Source organism: Bacillus sp. DU-106, assembly GCF_004799705.1.
In the GTDB taxonomy this organism is placed as follows: domain Bacteria; phylum Bacillota; class Bacilli; order Bacillales; family Bacillaceae_G; genus Bacillus_A; species Bacillus_A cereus.
Window position 1 is genome coordinate 5,342,353 of record NZ_CP026607.1, and the last position, 20,760, is coordinate 5,363,112.

Below are 20,760 nucleotides of genomic sequence, written 5' to 3' on the forward strand. Positions count from 1 at the left end.
TAATATAGAGTAATTATATATAAGCATATATAATTACTCTATATTAGTTTTAAAATTGAAAACGTTTTATATACAGGGGGAAGAATGATGCTTGGGGTTTTCAAAAAAAATATTAATAAAACAAATGCCAGTATAATCGAATTAAGTAAGAACCAACAAATAACTTTTAATGTACCTACTAATTCTGAATTAAAAATTCAAATGGATATGCTACATATTTCAAAAGAAGATTTACAAGTTGTAAAAGTGCTACAGCCTTTTATTTATGCAGAAATTGATTGGATTACTGAAAAATTCTATGCCAACATTACAAAACAACCTAATTTAATTACTATTATTGAGCGTTACAGCTCTATTCCAAAACTAAAACAAACTTTAAAAACACATATTAAAGAATTATTCAGCGGCAATATGCATGAAGATTTTATTGAACAGCGTGTTAGGATTGCCAAAAGGCATGTACAAATTGGTTTACATCGAAAATGGTATACTGCTGCTTATCAAGAATTATTCCGCTCTATCATGAAGATTTTGCAAACAAAAATAACGACAATCGATGATTTTTCATATTCTATAAATGTTATAAATAAATTATTCACTCTTGAACAAGAACTTGTTCTTGCAGCTTATGAATCTGAATATGAAAGAATGCAAAAAGAGCATGAGAAAGAAAAAGAATTAACTGCTATGACAATTACGCATATCGCAACAGAACTAGCTGCTGTATCTGAAAAAACAAGCTCTTCTATTCAAAAACTAACCGCCAAATCTGAAACTATTGTAGAGATTGCTAAAACAGGTACATCATTAGCTACAACATCTGAAGAAAAAGCGAATAAAGGGAAAGAACAATTAAACCAGCAAAACAAACGAATGGGATCTATTCAAATGAATATGGAAACGATTATTACAGATACTCATGAACTTCTCAATATTTCTAACAAAATTAATGAAATCATAGATATTGTTAAATCGATTGCGGAGCAAACAAATTTACTCGCACTAAATGCTGCTATTGAGTCGGCACGTGCTGGAGAATTTGGGAAAGGGTTTTCTGTTGTTGCTGGCGAAATCCGAAAATTATCAGAGCAAACGAAAGAATCTATATTTAACGTTACAAAGCTCGTCGAAAAAACAAATGAACAAATTACTCGTGTCTCGTCTTCTGTGAAACAAATTAGCTCTCTCGTATCGGAAGGAACAGATAGTATGTCGGCAACAGATCGATACTTCCAAGAAATCGTAAAAGATATGTCTAACTCAAAAGAACAGAATAAGAAAATTGAACACGAACTACAAGCTATTTCACAAGTAATGAAAGGAATTCAAGATGATTCCTCACAAATGGCTCTAACAGCCGATAATTTGCAACTAGAACTAAATCGATAAGATGAAATTTAGTAGTCAAGCATACTTTTCATCTGTACTAACTACTAAATTTCATCTTCCATCAAAAAAAAGAATCCAGAATGGATTCTTTTTATTTTCTGAAAAATATTTTTTGACAATACACATAACTCATATAAACACCAAAGCTCTGCAAAATAAACAATGCTGGCATAATTACATTGTAATAGGCCATATCTACTTGGAAGAGCTTTAACAATACGTATCCACTAATTAAAAATAAGAACAACATATATCCCTCATTTTGTTGTTTCTTAATAAGGAAGTGTAATAGAGCTATAGTCATAAACAATGTTACGGCTATATATATCAGTTTTTCATATTTGAAAAGAATAGAATTTATCCCCTCATCTGAAAACTGATTTATCATCGGTTCTAAAAGTTTAAATCTTTCTCCCTCAATCTCTTTTAACTTTTGATCAATATGCTCTGTTACACTTTGATTTTTCGATATTTTTTCTTCATGTTGCGTTTTTCCAATTAAAACAGATTGAACATACGTCTCATTCGCAATCGTATATTGTGACATTCCCATTGTCTTAATTCCATAATTCACACCAAAATGGGCACTATAAAATAGAATAAGTATCCCTATCATCTTTAGTAACACCTTTTGTTTCGTTGCTGATTGAAATACTTCGATTAATAATACATATACCGTGATAAAAATAGGAAGAAATAATCCCATTGGGAAAATCATATTACTAAATGCAAATAAAATCGCTGAAAATACCCACATATAAGGATGATCTAATCCTTTATATAAAAGTATGTAACAAGCAAAATAAAATAAAAATATTGCAAGTGACTCAGGAGTTAATACGGAACTCATGAATATATTTGGAATATACAGAGCATAAAAGATAGAAGCAATACGACCGCATTCTTCTCCAAAAACCATTGCTGCAATACGATAAATAAAAAATGCGGTTCCTGCGCAAAATAACACATTAAATAGTTGTAAAGCGAATAATGTATCACCAAATATACGAATAATTACTGACTCATATATAATAAAAGGCAAATGAGTTACAGTCTCTATATTATTACCAATTGCAATCTGCTTTGCAGACTCATACATCACTTTCAGATCACCAATTATTGGAGCGTCTACAAATAACAGCATACTAAGTCTCACAACTATAGATATACTTATAAGAAAAATAAGAAATTGTTTATCTGTAAAACGATATTGTAGAATTGATGCCACTAACAAAATGAGTATGATAAAAATTGCTAATATGATTGTTACACTTGTTGTACTTCCTCCAAAAAATTGCTTACTTTTCTCAAATGCTGCCCAACAACTATAAACAAAAAATGCGAGCATCGCACCGATTGTAATTTTATTAAAGAAAGATGAAAAATTTGTTTGTATATGATTCATATGTCCATTGCACCTCTATTTCCATTCATAACAAAACGATTCTATCATGAATGAGTACACGGCTGATAGAGAATTTCTATGACAAATACATAGTCATTACTTTTTACTTGCAATGTAAGCGAATCCTCTTTTACACTACATTTTAGATAAAATAAATTTTCTTTCAGTTACATGAATACAAATACAGAAGTTTAAATAATCCTCTTTTGGAATACACTTTACTTCATTAAATATCTAATATGAGTAATCCGCTTACACATATTATTCTGATTGAAAACAGACTATAGGGGCTGAATATATGGAAAAGAAATTCATGCGAGAATCTAAAGCAATTAAGACAACACGTGTTTTTCCTAACGATTTAAATAATCACCAAACACTTTTTGGAGGGAAATTATTAGCAGAAATTGATAGTATTGCTTCGATTGCGGCTGCAAGACATAGTCGTAAACATTGCGTAACAGCATCTATTGATTCAGTTGATTTTTTAACTCCAATTCACCAGGCTGATTCTGTTTGTTATGAAGCATTTGTATGTTATACAGGGAAATCTTCAATGGAAGTTTTCGTAAAAGTAATCGCAGAAAATTTATTAGCAGGCGAGCGTAGAATTGCTGCTACTTGCTTCATTACATTTGTAGCAATAAAAGATGGAAAACCTTCGTCGGTACCACAAGTACTACCTGAAACTGAGGAAGAACATTGGTTACACACAACCGGTTTAGAACGCGCGGAAAACCGAAAAAAGGGACGTTTAAAAAGTAAAGAGATGGCTGAAGTTTTAACTTTAAGTAAACCTTGGAATATTTAACATAATCTTCTCATCATACATGCACAGGTCCTTCCTTGCATGTATTTTTTATTATAAAAAATACTATCGCTTGCTTCATCAATGTGGAATGGATATCGCTTCATTAAAAGATATATAAGTAATGGTATTGGATATAAAGCAACTTGTAGGCGTAAATACAATGCTAAAAAGTAGAAAATGTTTCGTTTTATGAGTATCAGCTAATTTTAAACTCCAATATAATAATCCCAATGAAAAGAATAGAAGCTGTCCTTCTGTTAAAGTTAAATTTTCCAAAACAATCTCTGGAGGATACACGGCTAATAAGAAAGTACCTATTAATCCTGCAGCGGGATTCAATAAATAAGTACCAATCTTATAAGTTAGTAAAATAATAAGTACCCCTAATAGGATAATAATTAATTTAGCTACAAAAAGGCCTTTATTGCCATTTACAAAAAAAGTAAAATACAGTAACTAAAAACACTGGAAAACCTGGCATAATATGAATAGGTGGTTTATCCATCTCATGATATATCAACATTCCTGTTTCCAATAAAATAGTTGCCGTTTTTTGATGACCTATATCATCGCTAGCTAGAGTCCAATCTGCACCATGTGTTTGTAAAGTTGCAAAACGAAGCGCAAATCGCCTTAACATTTCATACTTTCCCTTAAAATACATAATTTCCAAATTGCATTTCTATATTTTTACAAGAAAATATATTCTATAATGAATACTTTTATACAAAGTACAATAATAGAAAGTTGATTTACAAAGTTTATATGCGTTAAACTGATACAGATGTTCTTGTAATCTTCTTCCTTTCAAAAGGCTTGTATATATGGTGCAAGACATAAAAAATTTGAGGAGATAAAAATTCTATGATGGAACAAAAACAACTTGTTTCTGTTGTCATACCTCTGTATAACACAGAAAAATATATTGAAGAAACAATGCAGTCAATACTGGATCAAACATATAAAAACATTGAAATTGTAATTGTAGATGATGGAAGTAAAGATCAATCACCTTCTATCGTAAAAAATCTTGCAGAAAAATATCCGGGGCAAGTAAAATACGTTCACCAAAAAAACCAAGGCGTTTCAGTAGCTCGTAATACAGGGATTGAAAATGCTAGCGGGGAATACGTCGCTTTCCTTGATAGTGATGACTTATGGCATCCAACTAAAATTGAGAAACAAATCGAGAGTATGCATAAAAACAACATGGATGCGTGCTATTGTGGTTATATGAATTTCTACGAAGAAACAGGCGAAAAGGTTGAGCATACAACAAACTTTATTAAAGGTGATATGGCAAAAGCATTCTTAACACACCAAGTTGTTGCTCAAACAAGTACTTGGATTTTCAAACGCTCTATCGCAATGAATCATAATATCCGTTTTACACCAGGATGTAGCTGGGGAGAAGACTTGGAGTTTTTATTTAAACTAATGAGTGTGACAAATGTATGCTATGTCGATGAATATTTAACATATTATAGAATCTTATCCGAAGGAAATCTTTCTTCTAAATATAAAGATTACGAATTAAAAACAACTAAAGAACTAGAAGTATTCAATCGTATGAAAGACTGGGTACATAATAAATCTCAAGACTTCATTACGAAAGACCCTCAGTCACTTATTGAGATTCTTGAGACTTATTTATTCCCTTATACGGTTATCAATAATGCTTGTATATACATTAAGGAAAACTCTCAATTAAATAATACCCAAGTCCAATTAATCAAAAAAGATATAAAGAAATATTGCCGTAAAATCTATTCAAAAAACGGAAAGCGTAGTAAAAAACTATATGCAATGCTTTGGTTTGTGCGAATTAAATTTCTGTTTTCTTAAACTGAAAATATAGTACTCATCTCTCTTTCCGTAAACAAATCAAATTTACAAATAGGACAAACGAAAAAGGTCCTAAAGAATAGAAAGGTTTTTTCTCATGAAAACAAATAAGATTCTTAAAAATGCCTCCTACCTATTTGTAGGAAATATTACTGTTCGATTTGTACTTGCTATCGCGACGATTCTCTTCGCAAGATACGTTTCTCCTGGTGAGTATGGGATGTTTACAACTGCATTAGCAGTTTCCGCTGTTATTTGTTATTTCACAGATGCAGGTTTGACACATACGTTTATGCGTGAAGGAACGAGAAAGGATGCAAATATTAGTGTACTAATCAGTAGTTATTTACGCATTCGTTTCGTATTAGCTGTCGTAATTTCTGTACTCTTCGCTATTTTTGCTCAGTTCTTCTATACTGATGCCTACTTACGCGCCATGGTATATTGGGTTGTACTACCAACAATGTTTGGAGCAACTTTACAAGGCGTTGGAATGGCTTATTTCCAAGTAACAGAACGTATGCAATTTACAGCGATTATTTCTGTACTACAAGGTATAACAGCCGCAGCTGCGCTTCTACTAGGAATGTCGTTGAAATGGTCACTTATGACGGTCGCTGCTATGTATGGGATATCTAGTCTTGTAACAGGAGTCATCGCCTTCATAATGGTACTCCGCCATACGACAGTTCATAAGGGCTGGGACAAAGGGATTTTAGATCAACTGCTGATTTTCACAATCAATGGCATTATTATTATGCTTTTACCACAGTTAGGCCCTATTATATTAGAAAAAGTTTCGACGTATGAGCAAGTTGGATTCTTTGGAGCTGCATCGAAAATACCTGCAGTCCTTTATCAAATACCTGGTGTAATTGCAGCAGCCTTCTATCCAAAATTATTTACTTTTGGAAATGAAAAGAATATTGATGAACATAGAAAACTATCTCAGTTTGAATTAAAACTAATGTCTTTCTTAGGGATGGGAATCTCCATTCCATTTATCGCTGATCCAAGTTTTTGGATTGTTACTTTATTAGGCGAAGAGTATGCGCCAGCTGGTGATGCTCTTGCCATTTTAGCCTTTATGGTCATTTTACAATCTATTAACTATCCACTTGCTGATAATTTAACGACCATTGGTCAACAATGGAAACGTGCAACAACAATGGGAATCGGACTAGCTACTGCCATTATAAGTTACATCGTCTTAGGTAGTCAGTTCGGAATGATGGGAGCCGCTATTGCCGCTATCCTTACCGAGATTACGTTATTGATCGGATTCACTCTATTTGTTCGTAAAGGCTTCTCGTTACTATTTAAAGGGATTATATTCAATACCTTAGCCTTTATATTAAGCTATATTCTATACCGTACAATATTAATTACCTTACCGCCACTAGTTGCTTTAACAATTACTGGTATATTATACGGGATTATCGGTCTTGCAATCGATCCACAAATACGAGGATTGATTTTAGGATTTATAAATAAAAAGCTGGCTCGAAAATAAATAAAAATAAAAACTTCAAATTAAATTTGAAGTTTTTATTTTTATCTTCTTCACTTAGAAAATGGCCTTTTTTCAATCTATATCTTAAATTGACTTGCCTTTCTGGAATGATTATACTTGGAAACGAACAGCACTAGATGTAAAACACCTATTATTAAGGTAATTCATAGTTAATTCTTCATGTAAATATTAACTACAAACACCCTAAATTTACTATAAATTACACAAATAAACACTTTATTAATACTATTAAAAATCGCCGATTCATACATAGTTTTTCTTCATCCTAAAAAGATAACTAGAGATGAAGAATGTGGCAATTGCATTTAAGGAGGCTTATTTATTTAATGACTTCAGAAGTAAATAAAAGAACATTTTTCACTAAAAGCACACTTATTATTATTCCATTATTAATAATATGTGCATTTGCTTTTCATTACTTTTTCCTAAAATCAGACAGTGTATTTTCTAGTACGGGAGATGCATTATCACAATTCAGTTTCTTTACATTCCTTTTACAACACGCATTTAAAGATGGAAATTTATTTTGGTCTTGGGATTATGGCTTAGGTGGAGATTTATTCGGAGAATTTAGTTATTACTATAGTACAGCACCATTTTTCTGGCTTACGCTTCTACTTCCTAAACTAAATTTTGATCAAATCTTTGAGCTGAAACTATATATGAGTGTTTTAAAAAGTACATTAGCTATGTTATTCATGTATGGTTCTTTACGTTATCACAATAAAACTATTTTTTCTTCTTTCATTTCTGCCATTATATATGGAGGATGTATAACTTTCATTCGCCATTCTTTATTATGGGATTTCATGGCAGATGCTATAGTGTTTTTACCTTTAGTAATATGGGGATTAGATAAATATATTTTAGAGCGAAAAAAAGGATTATTCCTGTTTGCAACAGCACTTATGCTTGCATCAAATTTCTATTTCGCTTTCATTACTAGTATTTTTATCTATATTTATGCCTTTTTCCAATATTTCGCTACACAGCAGAACAAAACAATTAAAACATTTATAATTTATTATATTAGAATTTCTTTTCTATATGCTTTATCACTAGGTTTATCTGCTGTTTGCTTTATACCATCTGTAAATGGTGTATTTAGTTCCGATCGACTCGCTACAAAATTTACTATACCGTTATTTTTTGAAGATACGTTTTATAAAAACTTAATGGAAAGTATCTTTTTCATTAATAATACAGAGGAGTATCAGCTTGCATTCCCTGTTTTCATCCTCTTCCTTATTACTAGCGCGCTTCTAATACGCAATAAACTTGTCACAAATAAATTACTCTTTACTGGGTTTATGTTAGTGCTATATATGCTTCCATATACGTATTCCGTATTTAATGGCTTTTCTGCCATGCAACACAGATGGTTTTACTTATTTGCATTTGTGGTTGCGCAAACTGTTGCCTACATTTTAGATTGGATGCTACTCCACAAAAAGAAGGTCAATTATTTAATAGGTCCTTTACTAGCAACAGCATTATTTATTTACGCATTCTATAGAAAAGTAAATATAAACGCACAGCCACTACAAACGATTGATAACATTTTAATTTGCATTACTGTATTATCTATTATTACCATATTACTATGGCGCTATTTATCAAAAGTAGCCTTACAATGTTTCATTGTATTAAATGTACTCGTCAATGTAATATTTATTAATTACTTCTATTCAGATTTTGCTCTTAGTAAACACTTTAATCAAGCAGGCGTGACAAAAGAATCATTACACGGGCCAGGTCTTGATAATAAGGATGAAATTGACGCAATTCGTTATATACAAAATCAAGATAAAGATTTTTATCGAATTATCAATCCAAACAATAATTATAAAAATACGCCGATGTTGCAAGGTTATCATGGTACAAGTACTTATCAAAGCTTAGTCAATTATCATATTCATGACTTTATGAAGAATAAGTACAATGTTTTCCAAGGATATGATAGCCCATCTATGTTCTTCCAGTTAGATAAACGATTATTCCTTGAGAACATGCTAGGGGTAAAATATTATGTACTAAGTGAAGGTGCTAATAAAACCGAAATTCCTTATGGCTATACGCATTTACAACAAGTAGGTCCTTACAACATTTATAAAAATGAATTTGCACTACCATTAGGCTATGTATACGAAGCTGGAATAAGTGATGAAGACTTTTCAAAACTTAATTTTGCCGAGAAAGATCAACTTTTATTAGATGCTGTAGTTGTAAATGATGTTGGAAGTCTCCCACTAAAACAATTTAATACAAAACAGCTAGATTCAAAACAAATTAAGATTAATCCAAATAAAATGAAGTGGGAAAATATAGAGAAAGAGAAAGATATACTCACTGTTCATGAAAATGGGCGTATAATAGTACCTATTGATAATAACGATATGTTAGGTGATCTTCTTGTTGAAATTAAAATTAGAAATATAAACAAGGAATCATTTGGGGTTACCGTGAATGACAAATCTATGATAAAAGGTAATGAAGATGGAGCTTATGCTTATCCGTTAGAAAGATTTGTTTACAACTTAGGAAAAGATGCAAAGCCAACCGAGCTAATCATTTCTATTCCTACTCCTGGTCAATATGAGTTGAAAGATTTACAAATCAACAGTACTAACTATCAGACTGTCCCGAAAAAAGTAAATACTTTAAAAGAAAATAGCCTACAAAACATTTACTATGAAGGTAACTCCTTAAAAGGTGATATTAATTCCACTAAAGATGGATTACTATATTTATCGGTACCATATAGTAAAGGATGGTCAATAAAAGTTGACGGTAAAGAAACCGAATTTACGAAGGCTAATTCCGCCTTTATTGGCGTTCCTATTTCCAAAGGGCAACATGTAGTTGAAATGAAATACGTCACACCTTATTTCAAAATGGGTCTCGTTATTTCTATCATTTCATTTATCATTTGCATCTCGCTTCTAGTTCTTGGAGATACGAAAAGATATTCAAAATTAAAAAGTCGTTTTAAAAAAAGGTATTAAAATGAAGTGAAGTAAAAGTTGAAGATGATTGCTTAACTTTTACTTCATGCCCACTTTAAAATTACACCTAAGGAGGTCCTAACATGACCCTTTCAATAGTAGTACCATGCTACAATGAAGAAAAGGTGCTTCGTGCCTTTTATTCAGAGACTTCTCTTGAAATTCATAAATTAACTACCGATTATGAATTTGTTTTTGTTAATGATGGTAGTAAAGATGATACATTAAATATTTTACGTGATTTAGCTAGTGCAGATTCATCGGTACACTATATATCATTTAGTCGAAACTTCGGAAAAGAAGCTGCAATGTTAGCTGGTTTAAAATATGCTACAGGCGATGCAATTGTTATTATGGATGCCGACTTACAACACCCTCCTACGTTAATAAAAGAACTGTTAGAAGGATATAACGAAGGCTACGACCAAGTCATTGCAAAAAGAACAAGAACTGGTGATTCACCTGTTCGCTCTTTCGTCTCTCGTCTTTACTATAAGGTGATGAATAAGTTTGTAGATATTGAATTAGTAGATGGTATTGGTGACTTTAGACTTTTAAGTCGAAGAGCAGTGGATTCTTTAGTGTCTTTAAGTGAATACAACCGATTTTCAAAGGGTTTATTCTCTTGGATTGGTTATAACGAATTAATCATTGAATATGAAAATGTATTACGTTCTGATGGAGAAAGTAAATGGACCTTCTCGAAATTATTAAATTACGGAATTGATGGTGTAATTTCATTCAATAATAAACCGTTACGTCTATCTATATATCTCGGATTACTAACAACCATTTTAGGACTTTTATACGTAATCACTACGTTCGTTCAAATCATCCTTGGTGGTGTGGAAGTTCCTGGTTACTTTACTCTCATTTCCGCTATACTATTTATTGGCGGTATTCAACTCATATTCCTAGGTGTGATTGGTGAATATATCGGTCGTATTTATTATGAAACAAAACGTAGACCGCATTTTATTGTAGCTGAAAAGAAAGTTAGTGAAGTTAAACAAAAGGCATAACCAAAAAGTTACTTCTGTAGGTAGAAGTAACTTTTTTATATACTAACATTTACAAACACTTCTTTTGAAAAAATATACATTTTGAAATGATGGCATTATATGAAAGAATTTAGTATCATGATTCAAGGTACTATTTCAAGTTGGACGGAGGATACTATGAGCTTATTAACAGTTGAAAAATTAGGACATACATTTGGCGATCGTACATTATTTAAAGATGTATCTATGCGATTATTAGCAGGTGAACACGTTGGATTAGTTGGTGCAAACGGTGTTGGTAAATCAACATTCATGAATATCATTACTGGTCAGCTTATTCATGACCAAGGTCGCGTAGAATGGACACCGGGCACACATTATGGCTACTTAGATCAGCATACTGTTTTAACGCCTGGGCGTACAATCCGTGACGTACTAGCGGATGCATTTTTACCGTTATTCGAAAAGGAAAAAGCTTTAAATGAAGTTACAGAAAAAATGGGAACTGCTACACCAGAAGAACTAGAAGAACTTCTTGAGCAAATGGCAGAAATACAAGATGCACTTGAAGCAGGTGGTTTCTATTTACTAGATATGAAAATTGAAGAGGCTGCACGTGGTCTTGGAATTGATGCAATTGGTTTAGATCGTGATGTTTCAGCACTAAGTGGTGGACAACGTACAAAAGTATTGCTTGCAAAGCTATTACTTGAACAGCCAGAAGTGTTATTGCTTGATGAACCTACTAACTATTTAGACGTTGAACATATTCATTGGTTAACAAATTATTTGAAAGAATACCCACATGCATTCTTATTGATTTCTCATGATACGGAATTTATGAATAAATGTGTTGATGTTATTTTCCATCTAGAATTCACAAAAATGACACGCTATACAGCGACATATGAAAAATTCCTAGAACTAGCAGAAATCAATAAAAATCAACATATAAACGCTTATGAAAAACAGCGCGAGTTTATCAAAAAGCAAGAAGACTTCATTGCAAAGAACAAAGCTCGTTATTCAACGACAGGTCGTGCAAAGAGTCGTCAAAAACAACTTGATCGCATGGAGCTTATTGATCGTCCGGAAACAGCAATTAAACCGGAATTCTCATTTAAAGAAAGTCGTGCAAGTAGTCGCTTCGTCTTTGAAGGTGAAAATGTAGAAATCGGATATACACATCCGCTACTACCAAAGCTATCAATGACGATTGAACGTGGTGAAAAAATTGCTATTGTTGGATGTAACGGTGTTGGTAAATCAACGTTACTAAAAACAATCTTAGGTAAAATTAAACCTTTAAGCGGTAAAACAAGTCTTGGTGACTTCTTAGAGCCTGCATACTTTGAACAAGAAGTTAAAGCTGATAATATAACACCAATTGATGATGTATGGAATACATTCCCTGGCCTAGACCAGCATCAAATTCGTGCGATGTTAGCAAAATGCGGATTAAAAAATGAACATATTTCTCGCCCATTAAGTCAATTAAGTGGTGGAGAACAAGCAAAAGTTCGTTTATGTAAGCTAATGGGCGAGGAAAGTAACTGGCTACTATTTGATGAGCCGACAAACCATCTTGATGTTACAGCAAAAGAAGAACTTAAGAAGGCTATGAAAGCATATAAAGGGACTATTCTTCTTGTATGTCACGAACCAGAATTCTATAAAGATTGGATTACAAAGGTTTGGGATGTTGAAGAGTGGGCAGAAAAAAACAACTAAATTATTTCCTATCAGTAAAAAAGCCGTTCCTAAAAATATTTTGGGACGGCCTTTTTTTATAAACAAGGATTTTTTATATCTCTCACAATATAAAAAAATTAAATACGTTAATAATATCCTAGTTTTTTAATGATTACATTTAAATGATATTTTTGGTATTATTTAGATAAAATAGGAAAGGAATTAATTAAAATGGTATTTAGTAACCTTGTCTTTTTATGTTTATTTTTACCTGCCGTACTCTTAATTTATTATGCTGTACGCAAAGAACTACAAAATATAGTTTTATTATTTTTTAGTTTAGTATTTTATGCTTGGGGCGAACCCATTTATGTTTTTCTAATGCTATTCTCTATCCTTGTTAACTATTGGTTTGGGATTTTATTAGGGAATAGTCGCTTCACAAATGGTCAAAGAAAATTATTACTAACGTTTGCAATTGTAATGAACATCGCTATTTTAGGATATTTTAAATATGCAAACTTTTTAGTAGATAATATTAACTCTATCTTACATACCAATATTGTTCTTGAAAAAATACCTTTACCAATTGGTATTTCATTTTTCACGTTCCATGCGATGAGTTATATTATCGATATTTATAAGAAAAAAGTCGATGCTCAACGAAATATCTTTGATTTGGCCTTATACTTTACTGTATTTCCACAGTTAGTAGCAGGACCAATTGTTCGTTATAATACAATTTCTCACCAATTACACCAGCGAACTGTTGATGCCGACAAATTCTCTGAAGGTGTCCGCCGATTTATTATTGGTTTGGGTAAAAAAGTTTTAATTGCTAACCAATTAGGTGTTATAGCCGATGAAATCTTCTCAATGAATCCTTCTGATATGAGTGTATCATTAGCTTGGATGGGAGCCATTGCCTATACGCTACAAATTTACTTTGATTTTTCTGGATATAGTGACATGGCAATTGGATTAGGAAAGATGTTTGGATTTGATTTTCTAGAAAACTTTAATTATCCATATATCTCAAAATCCATTTCTGAATTTTGGCGTCGTTGGCATATTTCGCTCGGTTCTTGGTTCCGTGATTATGTCTATATTCCACTTGGAGGAAATCGCGTTACAACTTGGAAAGTTTATCGTAACCTCTTCATCGTATGGGGACTAACCGGTTTTTGGCATGGTGCTAGTTGGACCTTTATGATTTGGGGTATTTATTACGGAATTCTAATTGCACTTGAAAAAGCTGGACTCGAAAACCTGCTTCAAAAATTATGGAGTCCTCTTCAACATATTTACGTGATGTTTTTAGTTATTATTGGATGGGTGTTTTTCCGTGCAGATAACTTCAGTTATTGCTTTGAATTCCTAAAATCCATGTTCGGATTTAACAGTCCGTTAACAGATATTAACAGTTACTTCTATATAATGAATTATTGGGGAATTTTCTTATTAGCTATTATTACTGCAGCACCCGTATTCCCATGGTTACAAAAAATGTTATCGACAAAAAGATTTGCTGTTTTATCGCCAGTATATTATTTAAGTATTCTAGTCATTGTTTTAGTATTCCTAACAAATGCAACTTATAATCCATTTATTTATTTCCGTTTTTAAAGGAGGTTCACTATGAAAAAATTTCAAAACCTCACTTTAATAATGGGGTTCCTTACAGTTATTTTTGGGGTGGGTATTTGGACAGCAAAAGTTATCCTTATAGATAAAAAAACATTTTCTGAATTTGAAAACAGGAACTTAGCTATTAGACCTGCTGTAAATGCTTCTACTATAAAGACTGGAGAGTTATTCAAGGGTATCGAAACATACTTTACAGACCATGTTGGACCTAGGGATCTCTTTCTTGAAAGCTATATAAAATTCCAACTCTCTATGAATCGAACATTTGTAAATAACATTCATGTTACAAACGATCAATTTATTTTTAATAGACCTAATATGGAAAATCATTTAAATGATGTTGATGCTGGTGTTCAGGAATTAAAAACTTTGAAAAAAGATTTTCCACAAACAGAATTCTATTTCTCTTTAGTTCCTAGTAAGCAGACAGCGTTACAGTATAAGCTTCCCTCTTACCTAAACCTTGGTTACGAACAAATTCTTAGGGATCACCTTGCTGAGAAATTGACAGCAACGAAATTCCCTATTATTGATGTATTACCAATGTTTAAAGAAAGATTTACTAAAGAAAAACTAGAACGAATGTATTTAACTACAGATCATCATTGGAATATGGAAGGTGCCTTTTATGCATATGAGGATACGATGAACTTTATTAATTCTCATTCAAATAAATATAAAGGACAACCAATAAAGAAAGACGACTACACTATTAACTGGGAAAAACCGAAAGGAAAGTTTGTTGGTAGCTGGAATAATCAATTGTACCGCTTAATTGATACTTCATCCGTACAAATCCCATATGTCCGCTATAATTTCGGTGAATCTTGGGACGACTACACAGTTTACTACGGTGCTATTAAAGATAATACCGCTAAAGAATCAATGACTCAGTTTTACGGAAAAGAAAAAGATGTTCCTGCTCCTGGATATGCTAATGTTTATCAAACAGATTTCCCTGAAATAAACATCATTAATACAAAGGCAGACAATGATTTACACCTTGTTATCTTAAAAGATTCGTATGCTGATGCTACATATCCTTTATTCGCACGTAATTTTGCTAAAACAACTTTTATTGACCCTCGTTACACGCAAGGAAAAAGTGTGAAACAGCAACTAGAAGAACAAAATGCAGATATTGTATTGTTTATATACAACGACACCAACGTTTATGGTGACATGTATAAATTTCAAAATGTAAAATAAATACTATTTTCAACTTTAATCAGTGGGAATGAAATCCCACTGATTAAAGTCTCAATTTATATAGTAATATCGAGCTAACCTCAATCTAAAATCCTTCAAATCATTATACGCTTCTAAATTCGCTAACATCCCTCGAATAACTGGAATCCTTGGATTTGGCACTCTCATTTCGGATTCTAAAACATCTAAAGTAACTAAAACCTCATCATTTTCTAGTTGGTCTGCTAATGTTCGTTTTAATATAATAATTTCATTTAAAAAATGCTCTTTTACTTGTTCTTTAATAAGCTCTGAGCTACAAAAAAATTCTCCCATTTTTGCTTCATTTAAAACAGGCCCTTCCGAAGATTCTAGAAGCCCTTCTACTAAATCGTCTACTCTTTTTAAAATAAATGAGGCAACATGAATGAAATCAATTTTTGGTTCATTTAAAATAATCAATTGTAAATAACCATGGCATATACCTTCTACCATAATTACTAAATCCAATAAATATGGCATAACCTTTTCACCATAAATGGACAATAAACTATTCCGATAAAATGCATGAGACTCTAACTTCATCCGCATCATAAATTCTTCCACTTCTTTATTAAACGGAATGGCATTTTCTCTTGCATGCATAATAATAAACTCTTTATGTTTTTGCACATCAGTAAACTGAAAGTATAATTGCTTTTCAAATTTTTCACGTGGTAATAAAGGCTCTTGTTCAATATCCAGCATTTTCTTTTGGATTTTGTCATAATAATATCGAAGTGTCGCTAATAAAAGCTCATCTTTCGATTTAAAATATAAGTAAAAAGCTCCCTTAGATATACCACTAGCTGTCACAATTTCCTGCACTGATGTCGCATTTACACCCTTAGTAGCAAATAACTTCATAGCCGATTCTATAATTAAACGCTCTTTTTCTTTCATATCTTCTCTCCTAAATTTAATCTCGCATCTTATTATAAATGTATTATACCATCTCTTTTTATTGACGATTGACCGAACGGTCAGTTATATTATGTATTAGACTGACCAGTTGGTCAATATAATAAAAAGGGAGCGCAAACATGAACAAAATCATCAATTTCTCGTTAAAAAATAAGTTCGCAGTTTGGCTACTAACCATTATTGTTACTATTGCGGGGATCTACTCTGGACTCAATATGAAGCTGGAAACAATCCCTGATATTACAACACCGATTGTGACAGTAACTACGGTCTATCCTGGTGCTACACCAGAAGAAGTAGCTGATAAAGTTTCAAAGCCGATGGAAGAACAACTACAAAATTTAAGCGGTGTTAACGTTGTGAGTTCATCATCTTTTCAAAACGCATCTTCTATTCAAGTAGAATACGATTTTGATAAAAATATGGAAAAAGCAGAAACAGAAATTAAAGAAGCTCTCACAAATGTAAAACTCCCAGAAGGTGTTAAAGATCCTAAAGTTTCACGAGTAAACTTCAATGCCTTTCCAGTTATTTCGTTAAGCGTGGCAAGTAAGAATGAATCTTTAGCTACCTTAACTGAAAATGTAGAAAAAAATGTTGTACCAGGATTAAAAGGACTTGATGGTGTTGCATCTGTTCAAATTGCTGGCCAACAAGTAGATGAAGTACAGCTTGTCTTCAAGAAAGATAAAATGAAAGAACTAGGACTAAGTGAAGATACCGTAAAAAATGTGATTAAGGGATCGGATGTATCTTTACCACTTGGCTTATACACATTTAAAGACATGGAAAAATCAGTTGTTGTAGATGGCAATATTACAACGATTAAAGCGTTAAAAGAACTTAAAATCCCAGCTATACCTTCCTCACCTAACGGTCAAGGTAGTCAAAATGCTGGCGCTGGTGCACAAACGCCGCAAATGAATCCAGCTGCTATGAACGGGATTCCAACAGTTACATTAGACGAAATTGCTGACATTAAAGAAGTTGGGAAAGCAGAATCTATTTCTCGAACAAATGGAAAAGAAGCAATTGGAATTCAAATTGTGAAGGCCTCTGATGCAAATACAGTTGATGTTGTAAATGCAGTAAAAGATAAAGTAAAAGATCTTGAGAAAAAATATAAAGATTTAGAGATCATTTCAACATTCGACCAAGGTGCACCTATTGAAAAATCAGTTGAAACAATGCTGAGCAAAGCAATTTTCGGTGCTATCTTTGCGATTGTTATTATTATGCTGTTCCTACGAAATATTCGAACAACGTTAATTTCTGTCGTTTCAATACCACTTTCTTTATTAATTGCTGTTTTAGTCATAAAGCAAATGGATATTACGCTTAACATTATGACACTTGGAGCAATGACCGTTGCTATAGGCCGCGTTGTCGATGACTCAATTGTTGTTATTGAAAATATTTACCGACGTATGTCGTTATCAGAAGAGAAATTACGTGGAAAAGATTTAATTCGTGAAGCTACGAAAGAAATGTTTATCCCAATTATGTCTTCCACCATTGTAACAATTGCTGTATTTTTACCGCTTGGACTAGTAAAAGGTATGATTGGTGAAATGTTCTTACCATTCGCCTTAACTATCGTCTTCGCTTTATTAGCATCATTACTAGTAGCAGTTACAATCGTACCGATGCTAGCTCATTCCTTATTTAAGAAAGAGAGCATGAGGGAAAAAGAAGTACATCATGAAGAAAAACCAAGTAAATTAGCAAATGGGTATAAACGCATACTTGCATGGGCTTTAAATCACAAAATTATTACATCAAGTATCGCTGTCCTTCTATTAGTTGGTAGTCTTGCACTTGTACCAGTTATCGGTGTAAGTTTCTTACCTTCTGAAGAAGAAAAAATGATTATTGCAACATATAATCCTGAACCAGGTCAAACGTTAGAAGACGTTGAAAAAATTGCAACAAAAGCTGAGAAGCACTTCCAAGATAATAAAGACGTCAAAACAATTCAGTTCTCATTAGGTGGAGAGAATCCAATGAGTCCTGGTCAATCAAACCAAGCAATGTTCTTCGTGCAATATGATAACGACACGAAAAACTTTGAAAAAGAGAAAGAACAAGTCGTTAAAGATTTACAGAAGATGTCTGGCAAAGGCGAATGGAAAAACCAAGACTTCGGAGCAAGTGGCGGTAGTAACGAAATTAAACTATACGTTTATGGAGATAGCTCAGAAGACATTAAGCCTGTCGTAAAAGATATTCAAAATATCATGAAGAAAAATAAAGACTTAAAAGATATAGATTCTAGTATTGCAAAAACATATGCAGAGTACACTTTAGTCGCAGATCAAGAAAAGCTGAGTAAAATGGGCTTAACGGCTGCTCAAATTGGAATGGGACTTTCTAATCAACATGATCGCCCTGTTCTGACAACAATTAAAAAAGACGGTAAAGATATCAATGTATATGTAGAAGCTGAAAAACAAAATTATGAAACAATCGATGACTTAACAAATCGCAAAATTACAACACCACTTGGTAATGAAGTAGCTGTGAAAGATGTTATGAATGTAAAAGAAGGTGAAACATCGAATACAGTAACACACCGAGATGGACGTGTTTATGCAGAGGTTAGTGCCAAATTAACATCTGATGACGTTTCAAAAGCATCTGCTGCAGTACAAAAAGAAGTAGATAAAATGGATCTTCCTTCTGGTGTAGATGTTTCTATGGGCGGTGTTACTAAAGATATTCAAGAATCATTCAAGCAACTTGGCCTAGCGATGTTAGCTGCGATTGCCATTGTATACTTCGTTCTTGTCGTTACATTTGGTGGTGCCCTAGCACCATTCGCAATTTTATTCTCGCTACCATTTACAATTATTGGGGCTCTTGTTGCCTTATTAATCTCTGGTGAAACATTAAGTGTATCTGCAATGATTGGTGCGCTTATGTTAATCGGTATCGTTGTAACAAACGCAATCGTGCTTATCGACCGCGTTATTCATAAGGAAAATGAAGGACTATCAACACGTGAAGCTTTATTAGAAGCTGGTGCAACACGCCTTCGTCCAATTTTAATGACTGCAATTGCAACAATCGGTGCTCTTATCCCGCTTGCATTAGGATTTGAAGGTAGTGGCTTAATTTCTAAAGGACTTGGCGTAACGGTAATTGGTGGATTAACAAGTTCAACGTTATTAACACTTCTTATTGTTCCAATCGTTTATGAAGTATTAAGCAAATTTAAAAAGAAAAAAACAAAATAACAAAAAAATAACCTCGCTAACTGCGAGGTTATTTTTTATTTCCAAACAAGATTAGGAAATCGCCATAGCCTTCTTTCTCTAATTCCTCTTTTGGAATAAATCGAAGAGCTGCGGAATTAATACAGTAACGAAGGCCATTTGGTCCTGGACCATCTGGAAATACGTGCCCAAGATGTGAATCTCCTTCTTTACTTCTCACTTCTGTACGTGTCATATTATGACTCACATCCATCTTTTCTTTCACACTTGCTGACATCACTGGTTTTGTAAAACTAGGCCATCCACATCCACTATCAAATTTATCTAGAGAAGTAAACAACGGCTCACCTGAAACGATGTCTACATAAAGACCTTCCTCTTTATGGTTCCAATACTCATTTCGAAATGGTGGTTCTGTACCATTTTCCTGTGTTACATAATACTGCATCTCATTGAGCTTTTCTTTTAAATGAGCATTATCCTTTGGCCAATGTTGCTTAATAAAAGCATCTCGTCCTGAGCCTTTACGATATAACTCATAGCGGAATGTGTTTTTCTTATGGTATCCTTGGTGATATTCTTCAGCTGGATAAAATGTAGCTGCTGGTAGTATTTTTGTCGCAATTGGTTTTGAAAAGCGTCCACTCTGCTCAAGCTCTTCTTTTGAGGCCTCTGCTTTTTTATGTTGTTCTTCATTATGATAAAAAATCACCGTTTCATAAGACTGTCCGCGGTCGTGGAATTGTCCACCAATATCGGTCGGATCAATTTGTCTCCAATATATATTTAACAATTCCTCATACGGCATTTTATTTGCATCAAATGTAATTTGTACTGCCTCATAATGTCCCGTCGTTTCTGAACATACTTCTTTATACGTTGGATTCTCTTTATGACCACCTGTATAGCCAGAAACAACCTTTATAATCCCTTCCATCTCTTCAAATGGCGAAACCATACACCAGAAGCACCCTCCAGCAAATGTAGCCAATTCTATCTTTTCATTTACAGCCATTACTTCACCCCTATTCTATGTTCTGCTTACAGTATGGCATAAGAAACATC

13 protein-coding genes and 3 pseudogenes are annotated in these 20,760 nt (G+C 33.0%); 11 read left to right on the forward strand and 5 right to left on the reverse strand.

Annotated features, from left to right (window positions below; translation table 11 throughout):
• Positions 1-87: 87 nt before the first annotated feature.
• Positions 88-633 (forward strand): annotated as a pseudogene (locus tag C3Y97_RS28530) (protoglobin family protein); the annotation flags it as partial.
• A 54-nt stretch (positions 634-687) separates the two neighbouring features.
• The gene (locus C3Y97_RS28535; protein WP_370658441.1) at positions 688-1,389 is read left to right on the forward strand and encodes a methyl-accepting chemotaxis protein; all 702 of its coding nucleotides are present in this window, start codon (positions 688-690) and stop codon (positions 1,387-1,389) included.
• A 91-nt stretch (positions 1,390-1,480) separates the two neighbouring features.
• Here the strand turns inward: C3Y97_RS28535 and C3Y97_RS27335 are convergent, their stop codons facing one another.
• Positions 1,481-2,794, reverse strand: a complete 1,314-nt coding sequence (locus C3Y97_RS27335) for an ArnT family glycosyltransferase (RefSeq protein WP_001015630.1) — start codon at positions 2,792-2,794, stop codon at positions 1,481-1,483.
• A 298-nt stretch (positions 2,795-3,092) separates the two neighbouring features.
• On the opposite strand from C3Y97_RS27335, the gene C3Y97_RS27340 reads away from it, so the two are divergent.
• Complete coding sequence (locus C3Y97_RS27340; protein ID WP_000412120.1) at positions 3,093-3,605, forward strand: acyl-CoA thioesterase; 513 nt, start codon at positions 3,093-3,095, stop codon at positions 3,603-3,605.
• Between the two features lie 61 nt (positions 3,606-3,666).
• Here the strand turns inward: C3Y97_RS27340 and C3Y97_RS27345 are convergent.
• A pseudogene (locus C3Y97_RS27345) lies at positions 3,667-4,269 on the reverse strand (glycosyltransferase family 39 protein); the annotation flags it as partial.
• Between the two features lie 200 nt (positions 4,270-4,469).
• On the opposite strand from C3Y97_RS27345, the gene C3Y97_RS27350 reads away from it, so the two are divergent.
• The 7 genes from C3Y97_RS27350 to C3Y97_RS27380 all read left to right on the forward strand — a co-directional run bounded on the left by C3Y97_RS27350 (position 4,470) and on the right by C3Y97_RS27380 (position 15,538).
• The gene (locus C3Y97_RS27350) at positions 4,470-5,450 is read left to right on the forward strand and encodes a glycosyltransferase family 2 protein (RefSeq protein ID WP_000970527.1); all 981 of its coding nucleotides are present in this window, start codon (positions 4,470-4,472) and stop codon (positions 5,448-5,450) included.
• A 97-nt stretch (positions 5,451-5,547) separates the two neighbouring features.
• Entirely contained in the window at positions 5,548-6,963 is a 1,416-nt protein-coding gene (locus tag C3Y97_RS27355; RefSeq protein WP_000856146.1) for an oligosaccharide flippase family protein, read from the forward strand.
• 347 nt (positions 6,964-7,310) lie between these two features.
• Entirely contained in the window at positions 7,311-9,989 is a 2,679-nt protein-coding gene (locus tag C3Y97_RS27360) for a YfhO family protein (RefSeq protein ID WP_071740972.1), read from the forward strand.
• A gap of 83 nt (positions 9,990-10,072) precedes the next feature.
• A complete protein-coding gene (locus C3Y97_RS27365) occupies positions 10,073-11,011 on the forward strand; it encodes a glycosyltransferase family 2 protein (protein WP_000175826.1) in 939 nt (312 codons plus the stop codon).
• Between the two features lie 156 nt (positions 11,012-11,167).
• The gene (locus tag C3Y97_RS27370) at positions 11,168-12,721 is read left to right on the forward strand and encodes an ABC-F family ATP-binding cassette domain-containing protein (RefSeq protein ID WP_001986897.1); all 1,554 of its coding nucleotides are present in this window, start codon (positions 11,168-11,170) and stop codon (positions 12,719-12,721) included.
• Between the two features lie 192 nt (positions 12,722-12,913).
• Positions 12,914-14,308, forward strand: coding sequence for an MBOAT family O-acyltransferase (locus C3Y97_RS27375; RefSeq protein WP_000232078.1), 1,395 nt, complete (start codon positions 12,914-12,916; stop codon positions 14,306-14,308).
• Between the two features lie 12 nt (positions 14,309-14,320).
• The gene (locus C3Y97_RS27380; RefSeq protein WP_000714499.1) at positions 14,321-15,538 is read left to right on the forward strand and encodes an alginate O-acetyltransferase AlgX-related protein; all 1,218 of its coding nucleotides are present in this window, start codon (positions 14,321-14,323) and stop codon (positions 15,536-15,538) included.
• 51 nt (positions 15,539-15,589) lie between these two features.
• Here the strand turns inward: C3Y97_RS27380 and C3Y97_RS27385 are convergent, their stop codons facing one another.
• A complete protein-coding gene (locus C3Y97_RS27385; RefSeq protein ID WP_000659635.1) occupies positions 15,590-16,459 on the reverse strand; it encodes a TetR/AcrR family transcriptional regulator in 870 nt (289 codons plus the stop codon).
• A gap of 140 nt (positions 16,460-16,599) precedes the next feature.
• Here C3Y97_RS27385 and C3Y97_RS27390 point away from each other — a divergent pair, with 140 nt between their 5' ends.
• Positions 16,600-19,716, forward strand: coding sequence for an efflux RND transporter permease subunit (locus C3Y97_RS27390; RefSeq protein WP_136363724.1), 3,117 nt, complete (start codon positions 16,600-16,602; stop codon positions 19,714-19,716).
• 28 nt (positions 19,717-19,744) lie between these two features.
• Here the strand turns inward: C3Y97_RS27390 and msrB are convergent, their stop codons facing one another.
• Together msrB and msrA are read right to left on the reverse strand one after the other, a co-directional pair.
• Positions 19,745-20,197, reverse strand: a complete 453-nt coding sequence (gene msrB, locus C3Y97_RS28230) for a peptide-methionine (R)-S-oxide reductase MsrB (protein ID WP_224201069.1) — start codon at positions 20,195-20,197, stop codon at positions 19,745-19,747.
• A gap of 45 nt (positions 20,198-20,242) precedes the next feature.
• Positions 20,243-20,710 (reverse strand): annotated as a pseudogene (gene msrA, locus C3Y97_RS28235) (peptide-methionine (S)-S-oxide reductase MsrA); the annotation flags it as partial.
• Positions 20,711-20,760 lie beyond the last annotated feature (50 nt).

Coding starts and splice junctions, on each gene's coding strand:
- C3Y97_RS28535 (WP_370658441.1), top strand. CDS start 688: ATGACAATTACGCATATCGCAACAGAACTAGCTGCTGTATCTGAAAAA.
- C3Y97_RS27335 (WP_001015630.1), bottom strand. CDS start 2,794: ATGAATCATATACAAACAAATTTTTCATCTTTCTTTAATAAAATTACA.
- C3Y97_RS27340 (WP_000412120.1), top strand. CDS start 3,093: ATGGAAAAGAAATTCATGCGAGAATCTAAAGCAATTAAGACAACACGT.
- C3Y97_RS27350 (WP_000970527.1), top strand. CDS start 4,470: ATGATGGAACAAAAACAACTTGTTTCTGTTGTCATACCTCTGTATAAC.
- C3Y97_RS27355 (WP_000856146.1), top strand. CDS start 5,548: ATGAAAACAAATAAGATTCTTAAAAATGCCTCCTACCTATTTGTAGGA.
- C3Y97_RS27360 (WP_071740972.1), top strand. CDS start 7,311: ATGACTTCAGAAGTAAATAAAAGAACATTTTTCACTAAAAGCACACTT.
- C3Y97_RS27365 (WP_000175826.1), top strand. CDS start 10,073: ATGACCCTTTCAATAGTAGTACCATGCTACAATGAAGAAAAGGTGCTT.
- C3Y97_RS27370 (WP_001986897.1), top strand. CDS start 11,168: ATGAGCTTATTAACAGTTGAAAAATTAGGACATACATTTGGCGATCGT.
- C3Y97_RS27375 (WP_000232078.1), top strand. CDS start 12,914: ATGGTATTTAGTAACCTTGTCTTTTTATGTTTATTTTTACCTGCCGTA.
- C3Y97_RS27380 (WP_000714499.1), top strand. CDS start 14,321: ATGAAAAAATTTCAAAACCTCACTTTAATAATGGGGTTCCTTACAGTT.
- C3Y97_RS27385 (WP_000659635.1), bottom strand. CDS start 16,459: ATGAAAGAAAAAGAGCGTTTAATTATAGAATCGGCTATGAAGTTATTT.
- C3Y97_RS27390 (WP_136363724.1), top strand. CDS start 16,600: ATGAACAAAATCATCAATTTCTCGTTAAAAAATAAGTTCGCAGTTTGG.